Origin of the sequence: Alteromonas ponticola (assembly GCF_012911815.1) — a bacterium.
GTDB classification, from domain to species: Bacteria; Pseudomonadota; Gammaproteobacteria; order Enterobacterales; family Alteromonadaceae; genus Alteromonas; species Alteromonas ponticola.
The window spans coordinates 379514-399179 of sequence record NZ_JAATNW010000004.1 but is presented as its reverse complement, the minus strand read 5'-3'; the positions used below and the strand labels follow the sequence as shown (position 1 = coordinate 399179).

The following is a 19666-nucleotide window of genomic DNA, read 5'->3' as shown; positions in this document are numbered from 1 at the left end:
GGTAATTCCAGAGTGGAGTTATCGATTTATTTAATACATGGTATAACGTGCTATCGCAAAGTTATTCATCTCACTATGTTTGATCAATTTTCTGCACTCGACGGCGTCGTCCTGCTTTGTTATCTGCTGTTATTGGTCGCCAGCGGATGGTGGGTAAATCGTCGTCAGTCTTCTACGCAAGGGTATTTTCTGGGTAATCACGCCATGCCCGTGATGTTAGTGGCAATTTCCGTTTTAGCCACATCGCAATCTGCTGCCACCTTTTTGGGCGGGCCTGATCAGGGCTTTCGCAGCGATCTCAGTTATCTCGCCACCACGCTGTCGGCGCTGATTGCTGCGCTGATTGTCAGTCGTTTTCTGTTACCGAAGTTTTATCAACACAATGTGTATACGGTGTATGAACTGTTGGAACAACGCTTTGGCTCGTCAGCACGCAAAGCCGCTGGCCTGATATACCTGCTCGGGCGGGTGTTTGCCAGCGGCGCTCGTTTGTATATCGCTGCACTTGCAGTATCGATGATCCTGTTTGCAAATATCCACGCGTCCAGCATAGTGATCTCCATCGGTGTAATTGTTTTGTGCGGACTCATGTACACAATCATTGGTGGTATTCGCTCAGTCATTTTTTCCGATGCATTACAGGCAGCCATTTACACGCTTTCTGCCCTTGCGGTGATTATTGTACTGCATGAAAAAATCTCTCTTCCACTGAACGACATTATTCACGTCTTACAGCACCCCTTTGAGGGCGGCTCAAAACTGACACTGATCAACACGTCGTTCTCACTTGGTCCGGAAGCGGTGTTTTCTTTGCCCAACATTTTATTGGGCATGGTGCTGTTAAATGTGGCGGCTTTTGGGTTGGATCAGGATATGACGCAACGGTTACTCACTTGCCGCGATAATAAGTCCAGTCAAAAAGCGTTGTTCATCTCCGTTCTGGTAACTGCCTTTGTCATGTTTTTGTTTATCTGCATCGGACTATTGCTATACGTTTACTATCGGAGTGCATTACCCACCACAGCAGCAAACACCCCCCTATATCTGGGTCAGACTGTCACCATTTTTCTGTATTTCGTATTGACCGATTTGCCAGCAGGCGTAAAAGGCCTGGTAACCATCGGTATCATTGCGGCCGCCTTGTCATCACTCAACTCTGGCTTAAATTCTATGGCCAGTGTGATTGTGCAAGATTTTTACGCACCGCTGAAACGTAAAACGGGCGTAAAGCTATCTCCTCATCAATTAGTGTTTGCTGGCCGAGTCGCCATGACTGCGGTAGCACTGGCGTTAGCAGGCATGGCGTTTTTGTGTTTTTACTGGCAACAGTACAGTGATACACCGCTGCTCCAATTCGCACTGGTTGTAATGATTTTTTCGTACAGTGGTCTGTTGGGGGTATACATCGTCAGTTTGTTTACCCACAGAGGCAATCACCGTTCCGTTATCTGGGCGTTGGTTGCAGGCTTCGTGACTCCACTACTGATGCAACCGTATATAGTCACATTTTATCCTCCGGCGTGGCAGTTTGACCTTGCCTTTACCTGGCAACTAATCATTGGAACAGTGATCGCGAGTGGCGTATGCTGGATGGGAAAACCTTTGACAACCTATCAAAAGGAGTCGGCATTAAAATTATGAGCAACTGCACAGAAAACAGCCTGCTGGCACAACTGGAAACGATGGCCTCAGAACAGCGAAACGCCGAAACATTAGCGCTGGACACACTGGATACGATTGATATTCTCGCAAAAATTAATCATCAGGATGCGCTCGTCGCTCCGGCGGTGGCAGAACAGCTCCCCCTGATAGCACAGGCGGTGGATGCCATAGTTGCAGGAATGCGTCGCGGCGGCCGATTGATTTATGTTGGTGCGGGAACCAGCGGCCGTCTGGGCATTTTAGATGCGGCTGAATGTCGTCCCACGTTCAATGTCGATGATACGCTGGTGGTAGGCGTCATTGCCGGTGGCAGCCAGGCAATTCAGCATGCCGTAGAAGGGGCAGAAGACGACTCAGAGCAAGGTAAATTCGATTTAAAGAACCTGTCTTTGTCTAAGCATGATGTCGTTGTGGGTTTATCTGCCAGCGGGCGCACTCCCTATGTGATAGGTGCATTGACGTATGCCAATTTGATAGGTGCGCATTCAGTATCGGTAAGCTGTAATGCTCACTCGCCTATGAACAGCGTGGCGACCACCCCTATCTGCGTGCAGGTAGGCGCAGAAGTATTGACCGGTTCTACCCGCATGAAGGCGGGGACAGCACAGAAACTGATTTTGAATATGCTTTCTACCACAGCCATGATCAAACAAGGAAAAACCTATCAAAATCTCATGGTGGACGTGGTCGCCAGTAACCAAAAACTAAAAGCCCGCGCGGTACGCATCGTTATGCAGGCAACCGAGTGCAGTGAGGCGGCTGCCGAACTTGCATTGGGCAAGGCAAACCAAAATGCCAAGCTGGCCATTTTGATGATATTGATGAACATTGATGTTGATAAAGCCAGTGCACTGTTGAGCATGAATCATGGTTTTTTACGTAAGGCGCTGAAAGATGAAAGCTAGTATTGTTGCATTACTCTTATTCGCCACCAGCAGTTGGGCACAGGCGATCACCGTTGCCGCAGAACGCACTGATCAGTACCTGCCGTTGTTGAAAGGAAAGCAGGTAGGCGTTGTGGTCAACCATACCTCGTTGGTGGGTGATCAGCATTTGGTCGAGGCTTTACTTGCCAATCAGGTCAAGGTAACCAAGATCTTCAGTCCGGAACATGGATTCACGGGCCAGGCTTCTGCAGGGGAGAAAATTAAAGACGAAGTGAATTCCATGAGCGACCTGCCGTTGTTGTCGCTATATGGTGAAACCAATAAGCCCACGCCCTCAATGTTGAAAAATGTCGATCTGTTGATTTTTGATATTCAGGACGTGGGCGCACGCTTTTATACCTATATCAGCACCATGCATTATGTGATGGAAGCGGCAGCAGAACAGGGGATCCCTCTGGTGGTATTAGATCGTCCCAATCCCAACGGCCGCTTTGTCGATGGACCGCTGCGTGAAGCATCAGAACAATCCTTTGTTGGTATGCACCCAATCCCCGTGTTGCATGGCATGACCGTAGGTGAGCTGGCGTTGATGATCAAAGGAGAGCAGTGGATTAATCAGGCGGACAAACTTATTCTGCATGTGATACCTGTCGCGAGTTATAACAAAACAATGACTTATTCGCTTCCCGTGCCACCCAGCCCCAACCTGCCCAATGATATTGCGGTGCGCCTGTATCCATCATTATGTTTCTTTGAAGCGACCGCGGTAAGTGTAGGACGCGGCACACCCTACCCTTTTCAGTTAATTGGTCACCCCACTGTTAAGCTGGGCAAATTTGAAGTTACCCCTATCAGCCAACCCGCGGCGATCAGCCCTAAGCTGGAAGGTGAAAAGCTGTACGCACAGGATTTAAGAGAAAGCCCGGTACAAGGTTTACAGCTCAATTTTTTAATTGAGACCTACCACCGTTTTACTGAAGCCGGTGAAGTCTTTTTTGACCGTCCCGGATTCATGGACAAACTGGCTGGCACCAAAGCATTACGCGAGGCCATCGAGCAAGGAAAGGATGAAATGACCATACGCACCAGCTGGCAAGCGGGGCTGGATAAGTTCAGACAACAGCGGCAACCTTATCTGCTGTATCCGGTGCAGTAAGCGAAGTTATGATAGCTACAGATGATAACCTTGCCGTGCATTCGCTAGTTAATGCGAAAGCGTTACATCAGCTCACCAAAGCAGAACAACACGCATTTAATCAGGCTATCAGTGCTATATTACCGCCGCAAAATATTGTTCGTGATCTCACCCGTCGCCTGGCCTTCAGCACCGACGCCAGTTTTTACCAGCTAACCCCTGCGTTAATCTTACAGGTGGCCACCCCAGAGCAAATGCAACGAGTGATTGCGCTGGCGCATATGCATTCAGTAGCAATAACATTTCGCGCCGCAGGTACCAGTTTATCCGGCCAGGCAGTGTCAGACTCGGTGCTGATCATGCTTACCTCAGACTGGCAACAGCACGAGATTGTCGATGACGGGCGGAAAATTTCGTTACAGCCGGGGATCATAGGTGCCCGTGCAAATCGACTGCTTGCGCCTTATGGCCGTAAAATCGGCCCCGACCCGGCATCTATAAATGCCTGTAAAATCGGTGGCATTGCCGCCAATAATGCTTCAGGCATGTGTTGTGGCATCAGGCACAACAGCTATCATACCCTCTCAGCCATGCACCTTATTCTGGCGGATGGCAGTGAAGTAATCACCAATGATAAAGAAAGTAGCGCGACCTTCCGTGATGCCCATGCAAATCTGCTCAATGAACTGAAGTTGCTCGGCACGCAAATTAAAGCCGACCCGACACTTAGCGAGCATATTCGACATCAGTTCAGGCTTAAAAATACTATGGGGTATGGTATCAATGCGTTATTAGATTTTGACGATCCACTCGACATGCTGACCCACCTGATGATTGGCTCAGAAGGCACCCTCGGCTTTATCGCCAACATCACTTATAACACGATTGCCATACCCACACAGCGGATGGTTGGATTGTATTTATTTTCTTCGCTGGCACAAGCGTGTAGGTTGCCTTCCCAGCTTAAAACACTGGATGTCAGTGCGGTTGAGTTAATGGACACGCGTGCATTGCGTGCCGTTCAGCATCTGCTTTCGCCGTTTATCGGTGCCCCTGTCGAAGATGGCCAGGTTGCCTTGTTGATTGAAATAGGCACGGAAGACCCTGCTTCCCTGGACACGCTCAGGCAATCCCTTAACACACTTCTAAGCGCGTCCAGTGGAATACAGCCATTATGCGAATTGACTTCAGATCCACTCACTATCGACACCTTGTGGTCGATACGCAAGGGCTTGTTCCCCGCGGTGGGGGCGGTGCGCGAAGCCGGCACCACCGTGATTATCGAGGATATTGCGCTGCCGCTGGAACAATTGGCTGAGGGGCTTTCCGAACTCACCCAGTTATTCGAGCAACACGATTACCCTGAAGCAATTATTTTTGGCCATGCGCTGGATGGCAATGTCCATTTCGTGTTTACGCAACGCTTTGACACAGAAAGCGAAATCAAGCGCTACCAGGCGATGATGGATGCAGTGGTCGAACTCATTACGGTGAGGTTCGACGGGACACTAAAAGCAGAGCATGGCACCGGACGCAATATGGCTCCTTTTTTATCCCAGCAGTGGGGGCCCGCAAGTGTCAATGTGATGCGTAAAATCAAGTCGTTGCTTGACCCGGCTGGCATTTTAAACCCTGGGGTCATCCTGAACGATAACCCTGACGCGCATTTACTGCATTTAAAGGCATTACCACCGGTGGATGACAAAGTGGATGCCTGTATTGAGTGTGGATTCTGTGAACCCAGTTGCCCTTCTAAAGCGTTAACGCTGACCCCTCGTCATCGCATTGCGCTGCAACGCCGCGCGAAAAGTCTGCCTTCTTCCGCACAGCAGGAGGTTAACAAGGCATTTAACTATCTGGGCATTGAGTCGTGCGCGGCCACGGGGATGTGCGCCACAACTTGTCCGGTTAACATTAATACCGGGGATTGGGTACGAGACTTACGCAGCAAGGTTGCGAAAAAGAACTGGCTGGCTGCGTTCTCAGCAACTCATCTTTCCGCTGTGACAAACCTGACCCGCAAAACGTTATCTCTCACGCGAAATGTCAGCAAGCTGGTTTCTGCTGAACGCTTAGAGAGCACGACGCGAAAACTAAATAAAGCCACCGACAGACGCATTCCAGCATGGTTAGATTCTACTCCCGCTGGAGCCGACAATAACCGCTTCCAATCAGCCTCTTTCGCCGACAAAATCATTTATTTGCCCAGTTGCCCCAATCGAACTTTTGGCAGCAACGAAAACCAACCGCCCCTGCAGCAAACGGTTATTTCATTACTCAATAAAGCAAAAATCGAAGTTATCATTCCTGCACAAAGTGACGCCTTATGCTGTGGTCAACCCTGGCTGTCAAAGGGGTATGTGGAGTTGGCCAATAAGGTCAGCGCGCAAACAGCACGCACAATTAGTCAGCTCAACCCTGACAGTAAAACTGCCATCATTACCGACGCCAGTTCCTGCGCACTGCAGTTTGCACAAAACGCCCTGCCATACAAGGAACTGGGAGCGTACTTACTTGAAAATGTGGTGCCAAAACTCACGATAACGCCACTGAACGAACCGGTTCTGTTACATACCACCTGCTCAACCAAGCGTAGTCACCAGAGCAGCTTCATGCAGCAGCTCACTCACTTGTGTGCAACAACGGTAATAGAAACAGACGAAATAAGCTGCTGTGGTTTTGCCGGCGACAAAGGCTTTTGGATACCTGAACTTAATGAGTCAGCGTTAGCACCGCTAGCCAGCCTGGATCTTAGCCAGTGTCGCCGCGGGGTCAGCAACAACCGCAGTTGCGAAATTGGCTTAAGTCGCTACAGCGGTGTTAAGTTTTCCCATATTGCGTATTTGCTTGACGAAGTCAGCCGGTAAACCGATGTTAGTACTTACCGATTAAGTTTCTCTGTTTGGCGAGTTTTTCCATGCGGCGAAACACCATCAAACCTACCAGACAATACACCAACGAATTAAGCGCTACAATACCAACGTGCACCAGGTTCACCGGTTGCTGCGCGACAATCACATCTCTTGCCAATGAAGCTCCAGGCACAAAAGGCAGTAACGTAAAGATGTTAAATGGCAAGCCATCTAATGCCACCAACCCCATGAAAGCAAGACTTAGCATCATGCCAACGGTTTCGACTTTCTTAAACAGCAGCGCCAGACCACTGATTAAAAATCCTAACCCTACCAGTGACGGTGCCGCTAACATAAGTAAGCAGAACAGCCAGAAAAAATTAATGTCTATCCAGTTGTCAGTGGCCCACATGGCGACAAAAGCGATGAGAATTAAATAACCATAGCCTATGATGAGTTCAGCCAGGGTGCGGGTTAACATTAGTTTTGAAAACCCAGCCGGACACATAAACAAATGCTCAATGTAGCCTTTTTGTGTGTCTTCAATAATACTTTTGGCAACCGCGTTGTAAGCACTGCTGGCAAATGACCATAGCAAAAAGCCAAACACTAACCCATCCAGTGAGTCGCCCTCACTCATTCCCGGCATGAGTGACTTAACCCCAAAAAACAGGCCGACAAATATACCGACTATCATCAACAGAGCCGTGACGGTTTCAAACCAGTATTGACGCATTTCAAAAAAATGCACTTTGGTTTCATTGATAAATAAATCGAAATAATTCATGACGCTTCCTTGTTAGCTAACAGCGTGCGGTAGGCTTTTTCAATATTAAGTTCGCTAACCTGTAGCGACTGGGGACGCCAGGATTGGTTGTTCAGCCACGATAATAGCGGTAACACCTGCTCCACAGTGTCATAGTGGACCACTAGTCTGTTTTCATCGCAATGCTGCTCCCAGTTTCCCTGCGCAGTAAGCTGTATCGTCTCCTGAAAGCGTGCGATATGCTCACGCTCCGCCACGACTTTCATTTCATAGCGAAACATCTGCTGATTCAGTTCCCTTATTGAGCCGTTAAAAATGACTTTGCCTTGCTCCAGCACAATGACCCGGTCACATATCTGATCGATAAACGACAGATCGTGAGAGGTAATTAAAAAGCCTTGTTCAGCGTTGGCCGCTTGTTCAGAGATAATTTGCTGTAATTCGTTTACTGTTGAAAAGTCGAGCCCCAGCGTAGGCTCATCTAGCAACATTAGCTCAGGTTGGTAAGCTAACGCGCAAAGCAATGACGCTTTTTGTTTGTTACCCGTGGATAATTTCATCACTTCTTTGTGTCGATGAGGCTCAAGTCCAAGCTGAGACGAAAGCTTATTAATAACTGGGCGGGAGTGTTTGGGCTTGATCCCTTTGATTTGCGCAAAATATTCCGCGTTTTGATGGGCAGTTAATCGCCAGTTTGTATTGCGACTGCCATCCAGTACCGCTCCTACGTGGCGTAAATAGCGGGTGTTGTTTTTAACCGAAACGTCGTCAAATTGAATATCGCCCTGCTCAAATTCAATTAAATTGCAGATAGCTTGCACGGTGGTCGTTTTACCAGAGCCATTGGCGCCCAACAACGCGACAATTTCACCGCGATTAAGGTTGAAGCTGACATTATCTAACGCTGGCTTATTCTGGTAAAACTTGCTTAATTCCCTGACTGCTAACATGCCTGGCCCACTACTAATCCTGAATGCATGTCGCATCTTAAACGATTGGGCAGCAGGTCAGGCGAAATTATTTGTTTCAAATTCTTTCACTTAAACTTCAAACACTCCACCCGGCGCTAGTGATCATCCAGCTTAACCGTAACCGGCAATTTGCCCCGGGCTTTGTGCTTACCCAATAGCACTTCGGCCACCGCTTCAAATACCGCGCCCCTGGCCATGTTATCAGCGACATCTACATTGTAACCGTAGGTGGCCAGCGCAACATCGACGTGTTGGGCGAAATCGCTTATCAGATAGGGCGTGCGCAGAGCAACGAGGACCACCGGCGTGCCAGCAGCTTTGGCTGCGTGCATTGCCGATCTCACCCATTGGTGTTGTTGTTGATTGCTCGCGCGTCGCTTAAGGTGCGAAGGGGGATCCATGCCACCCATTTCATACACTGCATGCAATGGAGTGATATCGCCCACGATAAACACATCGTTGGATGAAAAGCGAACAGGCTGTTCGGGGATCACTGCCAGACTGATGCAATCGATATTAACCGTGTTATTAATTGCTTTAACGCTGCGAATAAATGCATCGCAGCGTGCGCGATCAGGCATGACGACTTGCCAGCGCCGCTTTGCCGATAACGGTAATGTATTTCGATTAAGCAATGTGGTGATGGCAGCGCTGGCTAACTGCTTTTCCAGTTGCCTGTTAGCGGGTATTGGGAGCGCGTTTTGGGCTTGTTGGATACGCAGTGGCTTTGTTTTATCAACAAACTTTCCCACCTGAAATTGCTGTTTCAGCTGCTCAATGCGCTTCACTGAGGACGCCAGCTCACTGGCATTTAACTCACCCGACTCAGCTGCACTGACCAGCGTTTGGTGCCACTGCCAGAAGCGTTTGATATCAGCGTTACTTCTGATCACGTAGGGCATAAGCGCGATATCAGCACCTGCTTTAAACGCATGCAAGGTAGCGTCAGTCTGACTGAAAAACTGCGAAATCGCCTGCATATCCAAAGCGTCGGTGACAATCACCCCATCAAACGCTAGCTCTTTACGCAACAGACCATGCAGGATCTTTCTTGATAACGTGGCGGGCACGGTTGTCGCTGTACCATTTTTAGTTGTAAGGGTGGAGTTATCCAGCGCCGGGTATTGAATATGGGCGCTCATCACCATGGCAGGCGGGGTTTCACTGTCGATTATGGCACGAAAGGGCAACAGGTCTTTGGCTTCTATTTCCTGTCGACTGTGCGTCACTCTGGGTAGACCTGAATGGCTATCTACATGCGTATCGCCATGGCCGGGAAAGTGTTTTATCACACTGATTAAAGCTAGCTGCTGAAAGGTGGCTACGGTCGCTTGTCCCAGTGTCGCCACCATTGCGGGTGACTCGCCGTAACTCCTTACATTGATAACAGGATTGGCCGGGTTTACATTCACATCCACATTGGGGGCAAAATTGACATTAATCCCCAGTAACTTGAGCTCGCGGGCGATACCATCGGCCACGAACTCAGCATAGTCTGCCCCGTGTTTTTTAAATGTTGCGCCAATAGCCATGTTACCGACAAACCGCGTAGCGATATGGCCGGGGAAGCGAGCAACCCGCCCTCCTTCCTGGTCGACCGCGATAAACAGCGGAGGCAAACTGTGCTGTTTCATCAACATCTGCATGTCATATATCAATGACACCACCTGTTCTGTTGACTGGATATTTTCAGAAAACAAAATGACGCCACCTATATGCCCTTTCACCAGCACGTCGGCGAGTTCGTCTGTTAACTGCAGCACTGGTTCATTGCAAAATTGACCGACTTTATTGTTTGCACAAAAATAGCGAAAATCGAGCATCAATTTCTGACCGATAGCCAGTTTATAGTCTGTTTGAGTGACGCTTGTGGCAGTGGCCTGCGTAGTCAGAAACAGCAAAGAAGATAGCCAGATGAAAAAGGATAATGATTTCATTAATAATTACTTTTTAAGTGAAATTTAATTGCACACGGTTTCAAACTTGATTTCATGCCAGTATGATGACAATTTGTGGTGATGTGTAATCGCTCAGCATGTGATTTCTCCGTTTTTGACAAACCCGCCTTTACAGGTGCGGTAGGGCTAAATAATTTTGCAAGGTGCAGCCCTAAGCGGACACAGCCAGAATAACAATTAAAACTATCAGTGTGTTAGGAAAATCGTATGCAATGGATGTCCATCATCCCGCCACTTGTCGCCATTATCGTCGTATTCTGGAAAAAAGAAGTTATTCTCGCGCTCTTTCTGGCAATTCTGTCTGCCGAAGCGCTACTGTTATGGCAATCCAGCGATCCTAGCTGGCTGATAACACCCATCAATACCCTGGAACGTATTGTTGAGGTCGCAGCCTCACCCGGTAATACCCGCATATTGATGTTTTCCTTGCTGGTTGGCGCACTGCTGGCGCTGATCAGGGATTCTGGTGGCATCGCGGCGACGGTGAATTACCTGGTTAACAAAGGCGTCGCCAAGAGCAAACGTCAGGTCGGCGGCGTCACTATGGCAACCGGCATCGTAGTATTTATCGAATCTAATTTAAGTGTACTGACCGCCGGTATCTTTGCCCGCGGACTATTTGATAAATTTAAGATGAGCCGGGCACGGCTTGCCTACATTATTGACAGTACCTGCGCCCCTATTTGTATTTTGATCCTGTTGAATGCCTGGGGTGCTTTCATTATCGGTTTACTCGACAGTTACAGTCTGCCGCAAAGTTCTGCTGAAATTTTATGGGGCAGTGTCCCATTCAATTTCTATGCGTTAATCACCCTGGCGATCGTAGTGTATACCATTGTTAAAGATAAAGTTCATGGCCCCATGGCCGAGGAAGAAGCGCGTCTGACCACAGAGGACTCGGTGCTCACTACCACTGATGCTTCCAAAGCCCGTTTTATGATATTGCCTCTGCTCACCTTGGTATTCGGGATGGTAGGCTTTATGTACTGGACCGGCGACGGCTCGATAGCGAACGGTAGCGGCAGTAAGTCAGGCTTGTATGCAACCCTGATGGCGACTGCGGTAGCCTACCTGTTATTAGTCAGCCATCGCCAGATGCGGCATCTGGCCATTGTTGAAACCGCGTTTAAGGGTATGGGCGAGTTACTCCCAGTGGTAGTTATCGTGTTATTTTCACTGGCACTGGGAGCTAGCCTGAAATTATTGGGAACCGGTGTGTTCGTGGCCCAGATAGTGGGCGAGTTTCTACCCATTTATCTTATTGTCCCCACCCTCTTTTTGGCTGGCGCTATCATGTCATTCACCACCGGCACGTCGTGGGGCACCTTTGCGATTTTAGTGCCTTTGGGTGTGCCCTTGATTGAAGCATTCGGCCTGCCACCGTCACTGGTACTGGCGGCCATCTTAGGCGGCGGTATTTTTGGTGATCACTGCTCACCAATTTCGGATACCACAGCGGTCTCCTCGATTGCAGCAGGTTGTGATTTATTAACCCACGTGAAAACGCAAATGCCGTACGCGTTAACCGCGGGTGGGCTCACGCTGGTGGCCTATTTTGTAACCAGCCTGATTATGATTGGATAATTTTATGCGCTTTTTTACCTCTGTATTCGTCGCGCTAGCCCTTACCAGCTGCGCATATGATCGTTCAAACCTGCCCGCCGTCGAAGAACACGCGGTTGCCATGCCAGACACCTTTAGTGCCCAAGCGGCCATGGACGTCTTGCTGGAAGGCGGTAACGCCGTTGACGCTGCGATTGCCGCCCAGTTTGTCCTCGCGGTCACCTTGCCTGAAGCCGGCAATATTGGTGGCGGTGGCTTTATGACACTGGTCATGGAAGGAGAACCCGCCTTTTTAGACTATCGCGAGATGGCGCCAGAACAGGCCACCCGCGATATGTACCTGGATGAAAACGGCGAGGTAAAACCGTACAACTCCTTATTTGGTGCGCGCGCCGCAGGGGTACCCGGCACGGTTGCAGGTATGTGGGCCGCGCATAAACGGTATGGCTTGCTACCCTGGAAACGTTTATTGCAACCTGCGGTTACGCTGGCTGAAGAAGGCTTCAAGGTACCTCAGGCACTGGCTGACAATGTCAGCTGGTATCAGCAGAAACTACAAAAGCAGGAGCTGATTGGCAATTTCAGCAAGTATTTTGGTCATATGAAAGCGAATCAGTTATTTCGTCAACCCGAACTTGCCACCACCCTCAAGCGTATTCAAACCGAGGGACGAGCAGGCTTCTATGAAGGCGAAACCGCCCAGCTTATACACACCTACATGCAGGAAAATAACGGTTTGATTAATAAAGCTGACCTAACCAACTATGAAGCCGCGTGGCGTAAGCCAATCACGGTTGAATGGAACGATTACGAGGTAGTCACGTCACCTGCGCCCAGTTCCGGTGGTGTAGCAGTGGCGCAGATATTGGGCATGTTTAGTGAACGCGCGGATGATATTGAGCAGCTGGAACATAATAGTGCTGCCTATCTGCACCTGATGGCAGAAATCAGTAAACGGGTGTTTTCTGATCGCGCCACCTACCTTGGCGATCCGGATTTTATCGATGTGCCACAGGCAGCATTAATTCACCCCGACTATATCGAGTCGCGTGCCGCTGAAATTAATCTTACTGCGATTTCAGATACGGATTCAATCCGACCCGGCTTAGCCGAAAGCGAAGATACCACCCATTTTTCCATTGTGGACCAGTGGGGTAACGCGGTGGCCAATACCACAACGATTAATCTGAGTTTCGGCAGCGGCGTGGTGGTGGAAGGCGCAGGATTTCTGCTCAATGATGAGATGGATGATTTTAGTGCCAAGCCCGGAGTACCCAACTTCTTTGGCGCGGTGGGTGGCGAAGCCAATGAAATTCAACCGCACAAACGCATGCTTTCTTCCATGACCCCTACCATCGTATTGCACGATGACAAGGTGAAGCTAGTCACTGGCTCTCCGGGTGGCACCACCATCATCTCGTCGGTGGCACAGTCGATTTTATCTACGCTGTATTTCAATCTAGACGCTGAGCAGGCGGTGAATGCGCCCCGCTTTCATCATCAACTACTGCCAAAGGATACTATTCGTGTCCACGATGGCTTTGATCAACAAACACTGAATAAACTGACCGAGATGGGTTATGTGTTAGACAAACGTCGTTTTGGTGATGTGCATTTGATCAAACGCACCGCTGCCGGGTTAGAAGCCGCTTCAGAGAAAAGCGGCCGTGGTCGCAGTCTGGTAATTGAAAAAGATCAGCTGGCAAATAATTGATCGATTGAGGCAAATGCCTTGAATTCCAAGGCATTGCCTGCCGGGTCGATAAAAAACATGGTGGCCTGTTCTCCGGGCTGCCCTTTAAAACGGATATAGGGTTTAATGACAAATTCGATGTGGGCGGCTTCTAAACGGGTGGCGAGTGTCCGCCACTGCTCCATGGTCAGTACCACGCCAAAGTGCGGTACGGGCACCTGATGATTATCGACCTGGTTAAATTCTGGCGGTGACGGCATGGCGTTGACCAGGTGAGTCACTAATTGATGACCGAAAAAGTCCCAGTCAATCCAGTGTTCACTGCTTCTGCCTCTGTCGCAACCTAACAGGTCGCCGTAAAACTCTGCTGCAGCAGACAAATCGTCTACCGGAATAGCTAAATGAAACGGTTGGGGCATCATTACATCCTACTGGTTAGGCTAATTTCTTAAGGATCGCCAATTTCCATTTTTTAAATGGCGCATAACGCACTGGCACATCAAACTTAAATGAACGTTTCATTATACTTTTTAAATGACTGAAAGTATCAAATCCGGCTTTGCCATGATAATGCCCCATACCACTGTTACCAACTCCACCGAAAGGCAATTCAGGATTAGACATGAACATCAATGTATCGTTAATGCACACGCTACCCGCGCTGGTTTGCTGTAACACCTGCGCTTCTACTTCACTGCGTTGGGTAAACAGGTAAAGTGCCAGCGGTTTCGCCCGCTGATTGATGTAAACAATTGCATCATCAACGTTATCAACAGTAACGACAGGGAGTATCGGGCCGAATATTTCTTCATGCAATAACGCATGCGTGTGATCGGAAACTTCCACAATAGCAGGTTCTATTTTACGTTGTTGCGCATCAGAACCGCCGCCATGCAACACATTAACATTGTTCAGATAACCTTGAAGACGTTCAAAATGTCGCTGATTTATTATTTTCCCGTAGTCTTCATTGTGTAATGGGTCATCGCCGTATTGTTGAACCAGCGCTTTTTTTAACGCGGATACCAAGCTATCTTTGAACGATTTTTCTACCAGAATATAGTCAGGTGCAATACAGGTTTGCCCGGCATTCATCCACTTTCCCCAGACTATACGATTGGCCGTAGTCGCTAAATCAGTTGTGCTATCGACGATGCAAGGGCTTTTTCCGCCCAGCTCCAGGGTAATCGGGGTGAGATATTCGGCAGCCGCGCGCATTACAATCTTGCCCACCTGCTCACCACCGGTATAAAAAATATGATCCCAGTTTAATGCAAGTAACTCGCTGGTTTGTTCTTTGCCACCTTCCACCACCTGCACAGCTTCGGTATCCATATACTGTGGAATCAAACGGGCAATAAGTGACGAGGTATTTTCAGCCAGTTCTGAGGGTTTTAGCACCGCACAGTTGCCGGCCGCCAACGCTGCCACGTAAGGAGCAAGTAATAGCTGTAAGGGATAGTTCCAGGCGCCAATAATCAACACGGTACCTAACGGTTCTGCTTGCTGAAAGCTTTTGCCTGGCTGGGCCACTAAGGGGGTAGACACCTTGCGCGGCGCGGTCCAGCGCTTCAAATTGGCTAGTGTATGCTCAATGTCATTGTGTAAAAAGCCAAACTCCCCCAGCCATGACTCGGTCTGACACTTACCCAGATCCTCGGTCAAAGCGGCATAAATCGCGTTTTCGTTTTCCGCCAACAAGGATTTAAGCTGTTCAAGCTGCTGTTTACGCCAGGTTAACGGACGGGTTTTACCAGTGCTAAAACACGTGTTTAACGAGCGATGAATATCGTCTGCAAGGCTGGAATGATGCGTCGAGACGGAAGAGATTGTCATTGAAAAACCACAGGCTGATTACAATAGGTGGTACCAGTGTATCAGGGATGCGCTTTATACCAAACTGCATTGAAGTGAGACCCGCTCACAGATTTGGGCGAATTGACTGAAATAAACGGGAAAAGAAAAAGCGGGCTTCTCCAGGGGTCACTGAAGAAGCCTATGTATTACGCGTCGTACGGATGACGTAACACGATGGTTTCGTTGCGATCCGGGCCTGTAGAAATAATATCTACCGGAACGCCAGTCAGTTGTTCCAGACGTACGATATAATCTTTCGCAGCCTGTGGGAGTTTCTCATATTCGGTAACACCGAAAGTGTTGTCACTCCAACCCGGCATTTCTTCATATACGGGCGTCACCAGATCGTAGCCGTCTGCCGCCATGGGTGGAACATCCTTAATGTTACCTTCAGCGTCTTTATATCCTACGCAGATTTGCAGCGATTCAAGGCCATCTAATACATCAAGTTTGGTTAAGCAAAAACCAGTAATTGAGTTTATCTGTACTGCACGCTTCATGGCAACGGCATCAAACCAGCCGGTGCGACGCTTGCGTCCCGTGGTTGCACCAAACTCATGCCCTTTAACCCCTAAGTGTTCGCCCACATCGCAATCTAACTCAGTTGGGAATGGGCCTGAACCTACGCGCGTGGTGTAAGCTTTTACAATACCTAACACATAGTTTAAGCGTAATGGGCCGAAGCCTGCCCCTGTTGCCACGCCACCTACCGTAGTGTTAGACGAAGTAACATAAGGGTATGTGCCATGGTCAATATCAAGCAATGTACCTTGTGCACCTTCAAACATGATGGGCAATCCAGCCTGATGAGCCTTATCTAACTCATCAGTTACATCGATTACCATAGCCTTAAGAATGTCAGCCACAGCCAGTGCATCATTCAGGGTTTTATCATAGTCCACGGCTTCTTCACCGTAATATTCGGTCAGGGTGAAGTTATGGATTGCCAAGACTTCTTTAAGCTTGCTGGCAAAATCTTCAGGATTGAATAAATCACCCACTCTTAAGCCACGACGGGATACTTTGTCTTCGTAAGCCGGACCTATGCCGCGACCTGTGGTACCGATGGCTTTGCTGCCGCGGGCTTTTTCACGCGCAACATCTAAGGCCACGTGGTAAGGCAAAATGAGCGGACACGCTTCACTGATTTTGAGTCGCTCACGCACAGGAACACCACGTTCCTCGAGCATTTTGACTTCCTTCATCAGCGCTTCTGGCGACAGTACCACGCCGTTACCAATGATACAGGTAACATTGTCTCGCAGAATGCCTGATGGAATTAAGTGAAGAACGGTTTTTTCACCGTCAATGACCAGTGTGTGACCTGCGTTATGGCCGCCCTGATAGCGCACCACATATTTTGCTCGATCGGTGAGAAGGTCAACGACCTTACCTTTACCCTCATCACCCCATTGGGTGCCGAGTACGACTACATTTTTTGCCATGGATCAGAAGTGTTAAAAAATTAGGCGGGGATTCTACCAAAAATGTACGTGAATGATCACCCCCTTTATGTACAAATTTAATGCAAATTAAATTTAGCGAGTGAGAAAAAACAAACTGACCGCCCCAATGATGACCAATATTCCGCCTATCTGGCGCAGATTATTAGTAGGTTGCTGACTTATTTCCAATAAATAAAGTCGCCAGCGATTGGGAATAAGTAAAGGTCCTAATCCTTCAATGATGCATACAATCGCCAGCGCGGGCCATAACCATTCCATCAGCTATTCTCAAATGCATGCAGACAGGACAGGTTTATTTCGTCGGCAAGGTGATAAAGACCAAAGCCAAAGCGCAAACGGTTGCCGCGGTAATCGGTTAACACCCCATGCTGTTTTAAAAACGCTGCTATTGAGGCCGTGGTTGCATCATCGGGCATGGTGAACGTAAGAAAATGACCGCACTGATCCAGTGAGTCAACGACCAGCGCCTGACGGTTAACCAACGCATGCCCTTGCTCATCAAGCCGTGTCAGAAAAGTTTGCTGAATATATTTTACGTAGGTATTGATGCCTGCAACATTCAGGTTTTCACTGGCCAGCAAATCGAATACCGCGCGCATGCGGTACAGACCGGAAAAATCCATGGTCGCGCCCGCAAAACGCATCCCGTCTTCACTATATTGAACATGGTTGTCTTTAGGCTTTTCCAGTGCGCCAAATTCGGCATACCATCCAGTATACACCGGCCTTAATTTAGATTGAGGCGGCACATGAGCAAAACACACCCCCTCACCACTCTGCGCATATTTGTACCCACCGCCTAAATAAAACACCCTTTGTTGTATTGTGTTGATATCAACAGGTAACGCCATAAACGCATGATAACCGTCGATCACCACCAGCGTTTCTTCACGTTCAACCGCACTGACAATCGTTTCAATATCCTGCACCCAATAACCAGAGTTGAAAAACACCTGACTGAAGAACACCAGATCAGGTTGATGCTGCTTAATCGCAGCAATAAACCGTTGATTAAAGGTGGCAAATGGCTGTGTTGGCACCCGTACCACATCAATATTCGCCCATTCATCTAAACGGTTTATTTGTCGATTAAAGCTGTGAAACTCACTGTCAGTGGTAACAATGGTCTGGGGCGCAGCAAGATTCAGACAAGACAAAATACGATAGACAAACTCATGAGTGTTAGGCGCAAAAACAACCTGTTCCGGATGATCGGTGTTCAGCGTACGTGATATATGCTGTTGCACAGCAGGAACTACATCATTAAAAAAGTGCTCCCATTTATCATCAACCCATTTGGCGCTGTCATCCCAGTAAGCCAGCATCGCTTCGCGGGTCACATCAGGCCAGAAATAATGACTATGACAGGCGTAATGCTGTTTACCTTTGGTTGCATTTAAAAAACGCTGATAAAATTGTTGATACATGAGATGCCCTGCCGTTTGTGGAATTCGATTAATACAGCAAGCTGTAGACCTTACGACGATAAGAAGATTTTAACGTGTCACCATCGGCTAGTGCATTAATCATGTCCAACATGACTTTTTTGGCATCGCCAAAATTGACGTCCTTTAACAAAACCTGATAAAGCAATTCCAACGCTTCATCCGCTTTATGCGCCTGTTGCAACTGCACCGCCAGATCAATTTTCAGTTGTAAATCATCCGGGTTTTGCGCCACCGCTTCTTTCAACTTCTGCATTTCCGGGCTCTGCGAGGCTTGTTCGGCTAATTCGATTTTACTATTCAGTGCGTGATAACGATTGTCCTGATCCACCATTTTAATTGATGCAAGCAACTCTTTTGCCTGATTTATAGAGCCTGTTTCGATCATACAGTCTATATAAGTCAACTTGGCTTCCAGATTTTCCGGATTAAGTTCGTATGCTTGCTTAACCAGCGGGAAAGCACTCTGATAATCGCCGTCGGCAACAAATTGCATGGCTTGTTGAAGATACTCGTCTTCAGGCTGGGGAAGATATTTCGCAAGCATTTCACGGATCTGCGCTTCGGGTTGTGCGCCGGCGAAGCCATCCACCGGTTGACCGTCTTTTACAACCATCACCGTTGGCAGATTACGAATTCCAAACTGGGCTGCGACTTCCTGCTGCTTTTCACAATCCACTTTAGCCAGGATCATACTGTCCTGGTACTCACCGGCAATTTTTTCCAATATCGGCATAAGGTCTTTACATGGCTCACACCAGTCCGCCCAAAAATCTACCAGTACAATCTTTTCGCGCGAGTCGTGCAGGATGACCTGCTGAAAATTTTCTACGGTGATATCCACAATATTATTTGCGACTAAGTTATCCATTTTTTCTGCCTGTTTCTTGCGATCGTGAGAGTGTATATGGGGCGTACCTTAAGAAAAACAACAACATTGTATTATCTTACTTTTTCGCCCGTTTAAAGCATTGTTCTGTTCTAGTGATGATGTAAATGCTATGTTAGATTAGTTTTACAAAAGGGGGTGCTAATGAGTCAAGTAGAAAGCCGGTTTCGCACTTTCAGCGAATTTTATCCCTATTACTTGCGTGAGCATACACATCCAACGTGCCGGTTGTTACATTTTGTCGGCTCAACTCTCGTTCTCATCGTTCTTTTTACCTCTTTGCTTACCCAAAAATGGGCGCTTTTATGGCTATTGCCATTAATCGGTTATGGCTTCGCCTGGGTGGGACATTTTTTTTATGAAAAAAATAAGCCGGCGACCTTTCGCTACCCGCTTTATAGCTTACTAGGTGACTGGGTCATGTTTAAAGATATTTTAATTGGCCGGGTAACCCTGAAACATAAAACCTCTGCGTCTCAACAAGACGATAGCTGAACCAACTATGCAGGGAACAGGAGAAAC

At 48.3% G+C, this 19666-nt stretch carries 16 protein-coding genes; 7 read left to right on the top strand and 9 right to left on the bottom strand.

Annotated elements, in window-relative coordinates; genetic code table 11:
• Positions 1-75: 75 nt before the first annotated feature.
• Genes HCJ96_RS08940 through HCJ96_RS08925 form a run of 4 tightly spaced genes read left to right on the top strand, consistent with a single transcriptional unit; the run spans position 76 to position 6551 of the window.
• Positions 76-1641, top strand: coding sequence for a sodium:solute symporter (locus HCJ96_RS08940; protein ID WP_169210693.1), 1566 nt, complete (start codon positions 76-78; stop codon positions 1639-1641).
• Complete coding sequence (murQ, locus tag HCJ96_RS08935) at positions 1638-2567, top strand: N-acetylmuramic acid 6-phosphate etherase (protein ID WP_169210692.1); 930 nt, start codon at positions 1638-1640, stop codon at positions 2565-2567. The genes HCJ96_RS08940 and murQ overlap by 4 nt, the downstream gene beginning before the upstream one ends.
• A complete protein-coding gene (locus HCJ96_RS08930) occupies positions 2557-3705 on the top strand; it encodes an exo-beta-N-acetylmuramidase NamZ family protein (protein WP_169210691.1) in 1149 nt (382 codons plus the stop codon). The genes murQ and HCJ96_RS08930 overlap by 11 nt, the downstream gene beginning before the upstream one ends.
• 8 nt (positions 3706-3713) lie before the next feature.
• Positions 3714-6551 carry an FAD-binding and (Fe-S)-binding domain-containing protein gene (locus HCJ96_RS08925; RefSeq protein ID WP_169210690.1) on the top strand — a complete coding sequence of 946 codons (2838 nt, stop codon included), beginning with the start codon at positions 3714-3716 and terminating at the stop codon, positions 6549-6551.
• A gap of 7 nt (positions 6552-6558) precedes the next feature.
• Here the strand turns inward: HCJ96_RS08925 and HCJ96_RS08920 are convergent, their stop codons facing one another.
• From HCJ96_RS08920 to HCJ96_RS08910, 3 genes are all read right to left on the bottom strand, one after another.
• Complete coding sequence (locus tag HCJ96_RS08920) at positions 6559-7323, bottom strand: ABC transporter permease (protein ID WP_169210689.1); 765 nt, start codon at positions 7321-7323, stop codon at positions 6559-6561.
• The gene (locus HCJ96_RS08915; protein WP_169210688.1) at positions 7320-8252 is read right to left on the bottom strand and encodes an ABC transporter ATP-binding protein; all 933 of its coding nucleotides are present in this window, start codon (positions 8250-8252) and stop codon (positions 7320-7322) included. Before HCJ96_RS08915 ends, HCJ96_RS08920 begins: the two co-directional genes overlap by 4 nt.
• 116 nt (positions 8253-8368) lie before the next feature.
• Positions 8369-10210, bottom strand: coding sequence for a glycoside hydrolase family 3 protein (locus HCJ96_RS08910; RefSeq protein ID WP_169210687.1), 1842 nt, complete (start codon positions 10208-10210; stop codon positions 8369-8371).
• A 228-nt stretch (positions 10211-10438) separates the two neighbouring features.
• Here HCJ96_RS08910 and HCJ96_RS08905 point away from each other — a divergent pair, with 228 nt between their 5' ends.
• Positions 10439-11815, top strand: coding sequence for a Na+/H+ antiporter NhaC family protein (locus HCJ96_RS08905; RefSeq protein WP_169210686.1), 1377 nt, complete (start codon positions 10439-10441; stop codon positions 11813-11815).
• A gap of 4 nt (positions 11816-11819) precedes the next feature.
• On the top strand, positions 11820-13508 hold the full coding sequence (gene ggt, locus HCJ96_RS08900) for a gamma-glutamyltransferase (RefSeq protein WP_169210685.1): 1689 nt from the start codon (positions 11820-11822) through the stop codon (positions 13506-13508).
• On the opposite strand, the gene HCJ96_RS08895 is transcribed toward ggt, so the two are convergent.
• From HCJ96_RS08895 to trxA, 6 genes are all read right to left on the bottom strand, one after another.
• Positions 13490-13906, bottom strand: coding sequence for a VOC family protein (locus HCJ96_RS08895; RefSeq protein ID WP_211162767.1), 417 nt, complete (start codon positions 13904-13906; stop codon positions 13490-13492). The two genes, ggt and HCJ96_RS08895, sit on opposite strands and share 19 nt — an antisense overlap.
• Before the next feature lie 16 nt (positions 13907-13922).
• A complete protein-coding gene (locus HCJ96_RS08890; protein WP_169210683.1) occupies positions 13923-15323 on the bottom strand; it encodes an aldehyde dehydrogenase family protein in 1401 nt (466 codons plus the stop codon).
• A 167-nt stretch (positions 15324-15490) separates the two neighbouring features.
• A complete protein-coding gene (locus HCJ96_RS08885; RefSeq protein WP_169210682.1) occupies positions 15491-16789 on the bottom strand; it encodes an adenylosuccinate synthase in 1299 nt (432 codons plus the stop codon).
• Between the two features lie 93 nt (positions 16790-16882).
• Positions 16883-17068, bottom strand: coding sequence for a DUF2065 domain-containing protein (locus HCJ96_RS08880; RefSeq protein WP_169210681.1), 186 nt, complete (start codon positions 17066-17068; stop codon positions 16883-16885).
• Positions 17068-18237, bottom strand: a complete 1170-nt coding sequence (locus HCJ96_RS08875; protein WP_169210680.1) for an aminotransferase class V-fold PLP-dependent enzyme — start codon at positions 18235-18237, stop codon at positions 17068-17070. Before HCJ96_RS08875 ends, HCJ96_RS08880 begins: the two co-directional genes overlap by 1 nt.
• Positions 18238-18265: 28 nt before the next feature.
• Entirely contained in the window at positions 18266-19126 is an 861-nt protein-coding gene (gene trxA, locus HCJ96_RS08870) for a thioredoxin (RefSeq protein WP_169210679.1), read from the bottom strand.
• Between the two features lie 162 nt (positions 19127-19288).
• On the opposite strand from trxA, the gene HCJ96_RS08865 reads away from it, so the two are divergent.
• Positions 19289-19639: an Mpo1-like protein gene (locus HCJ96_RS08865; protein WP_169210678.1), complete on the top strand. Its 351-nt coding sequence runs from the start codon at positions 19289-19291 to the stop codon at positions 19637-19639.
• Positions 19640-19666: the final 27 nt, after the last annotated feature.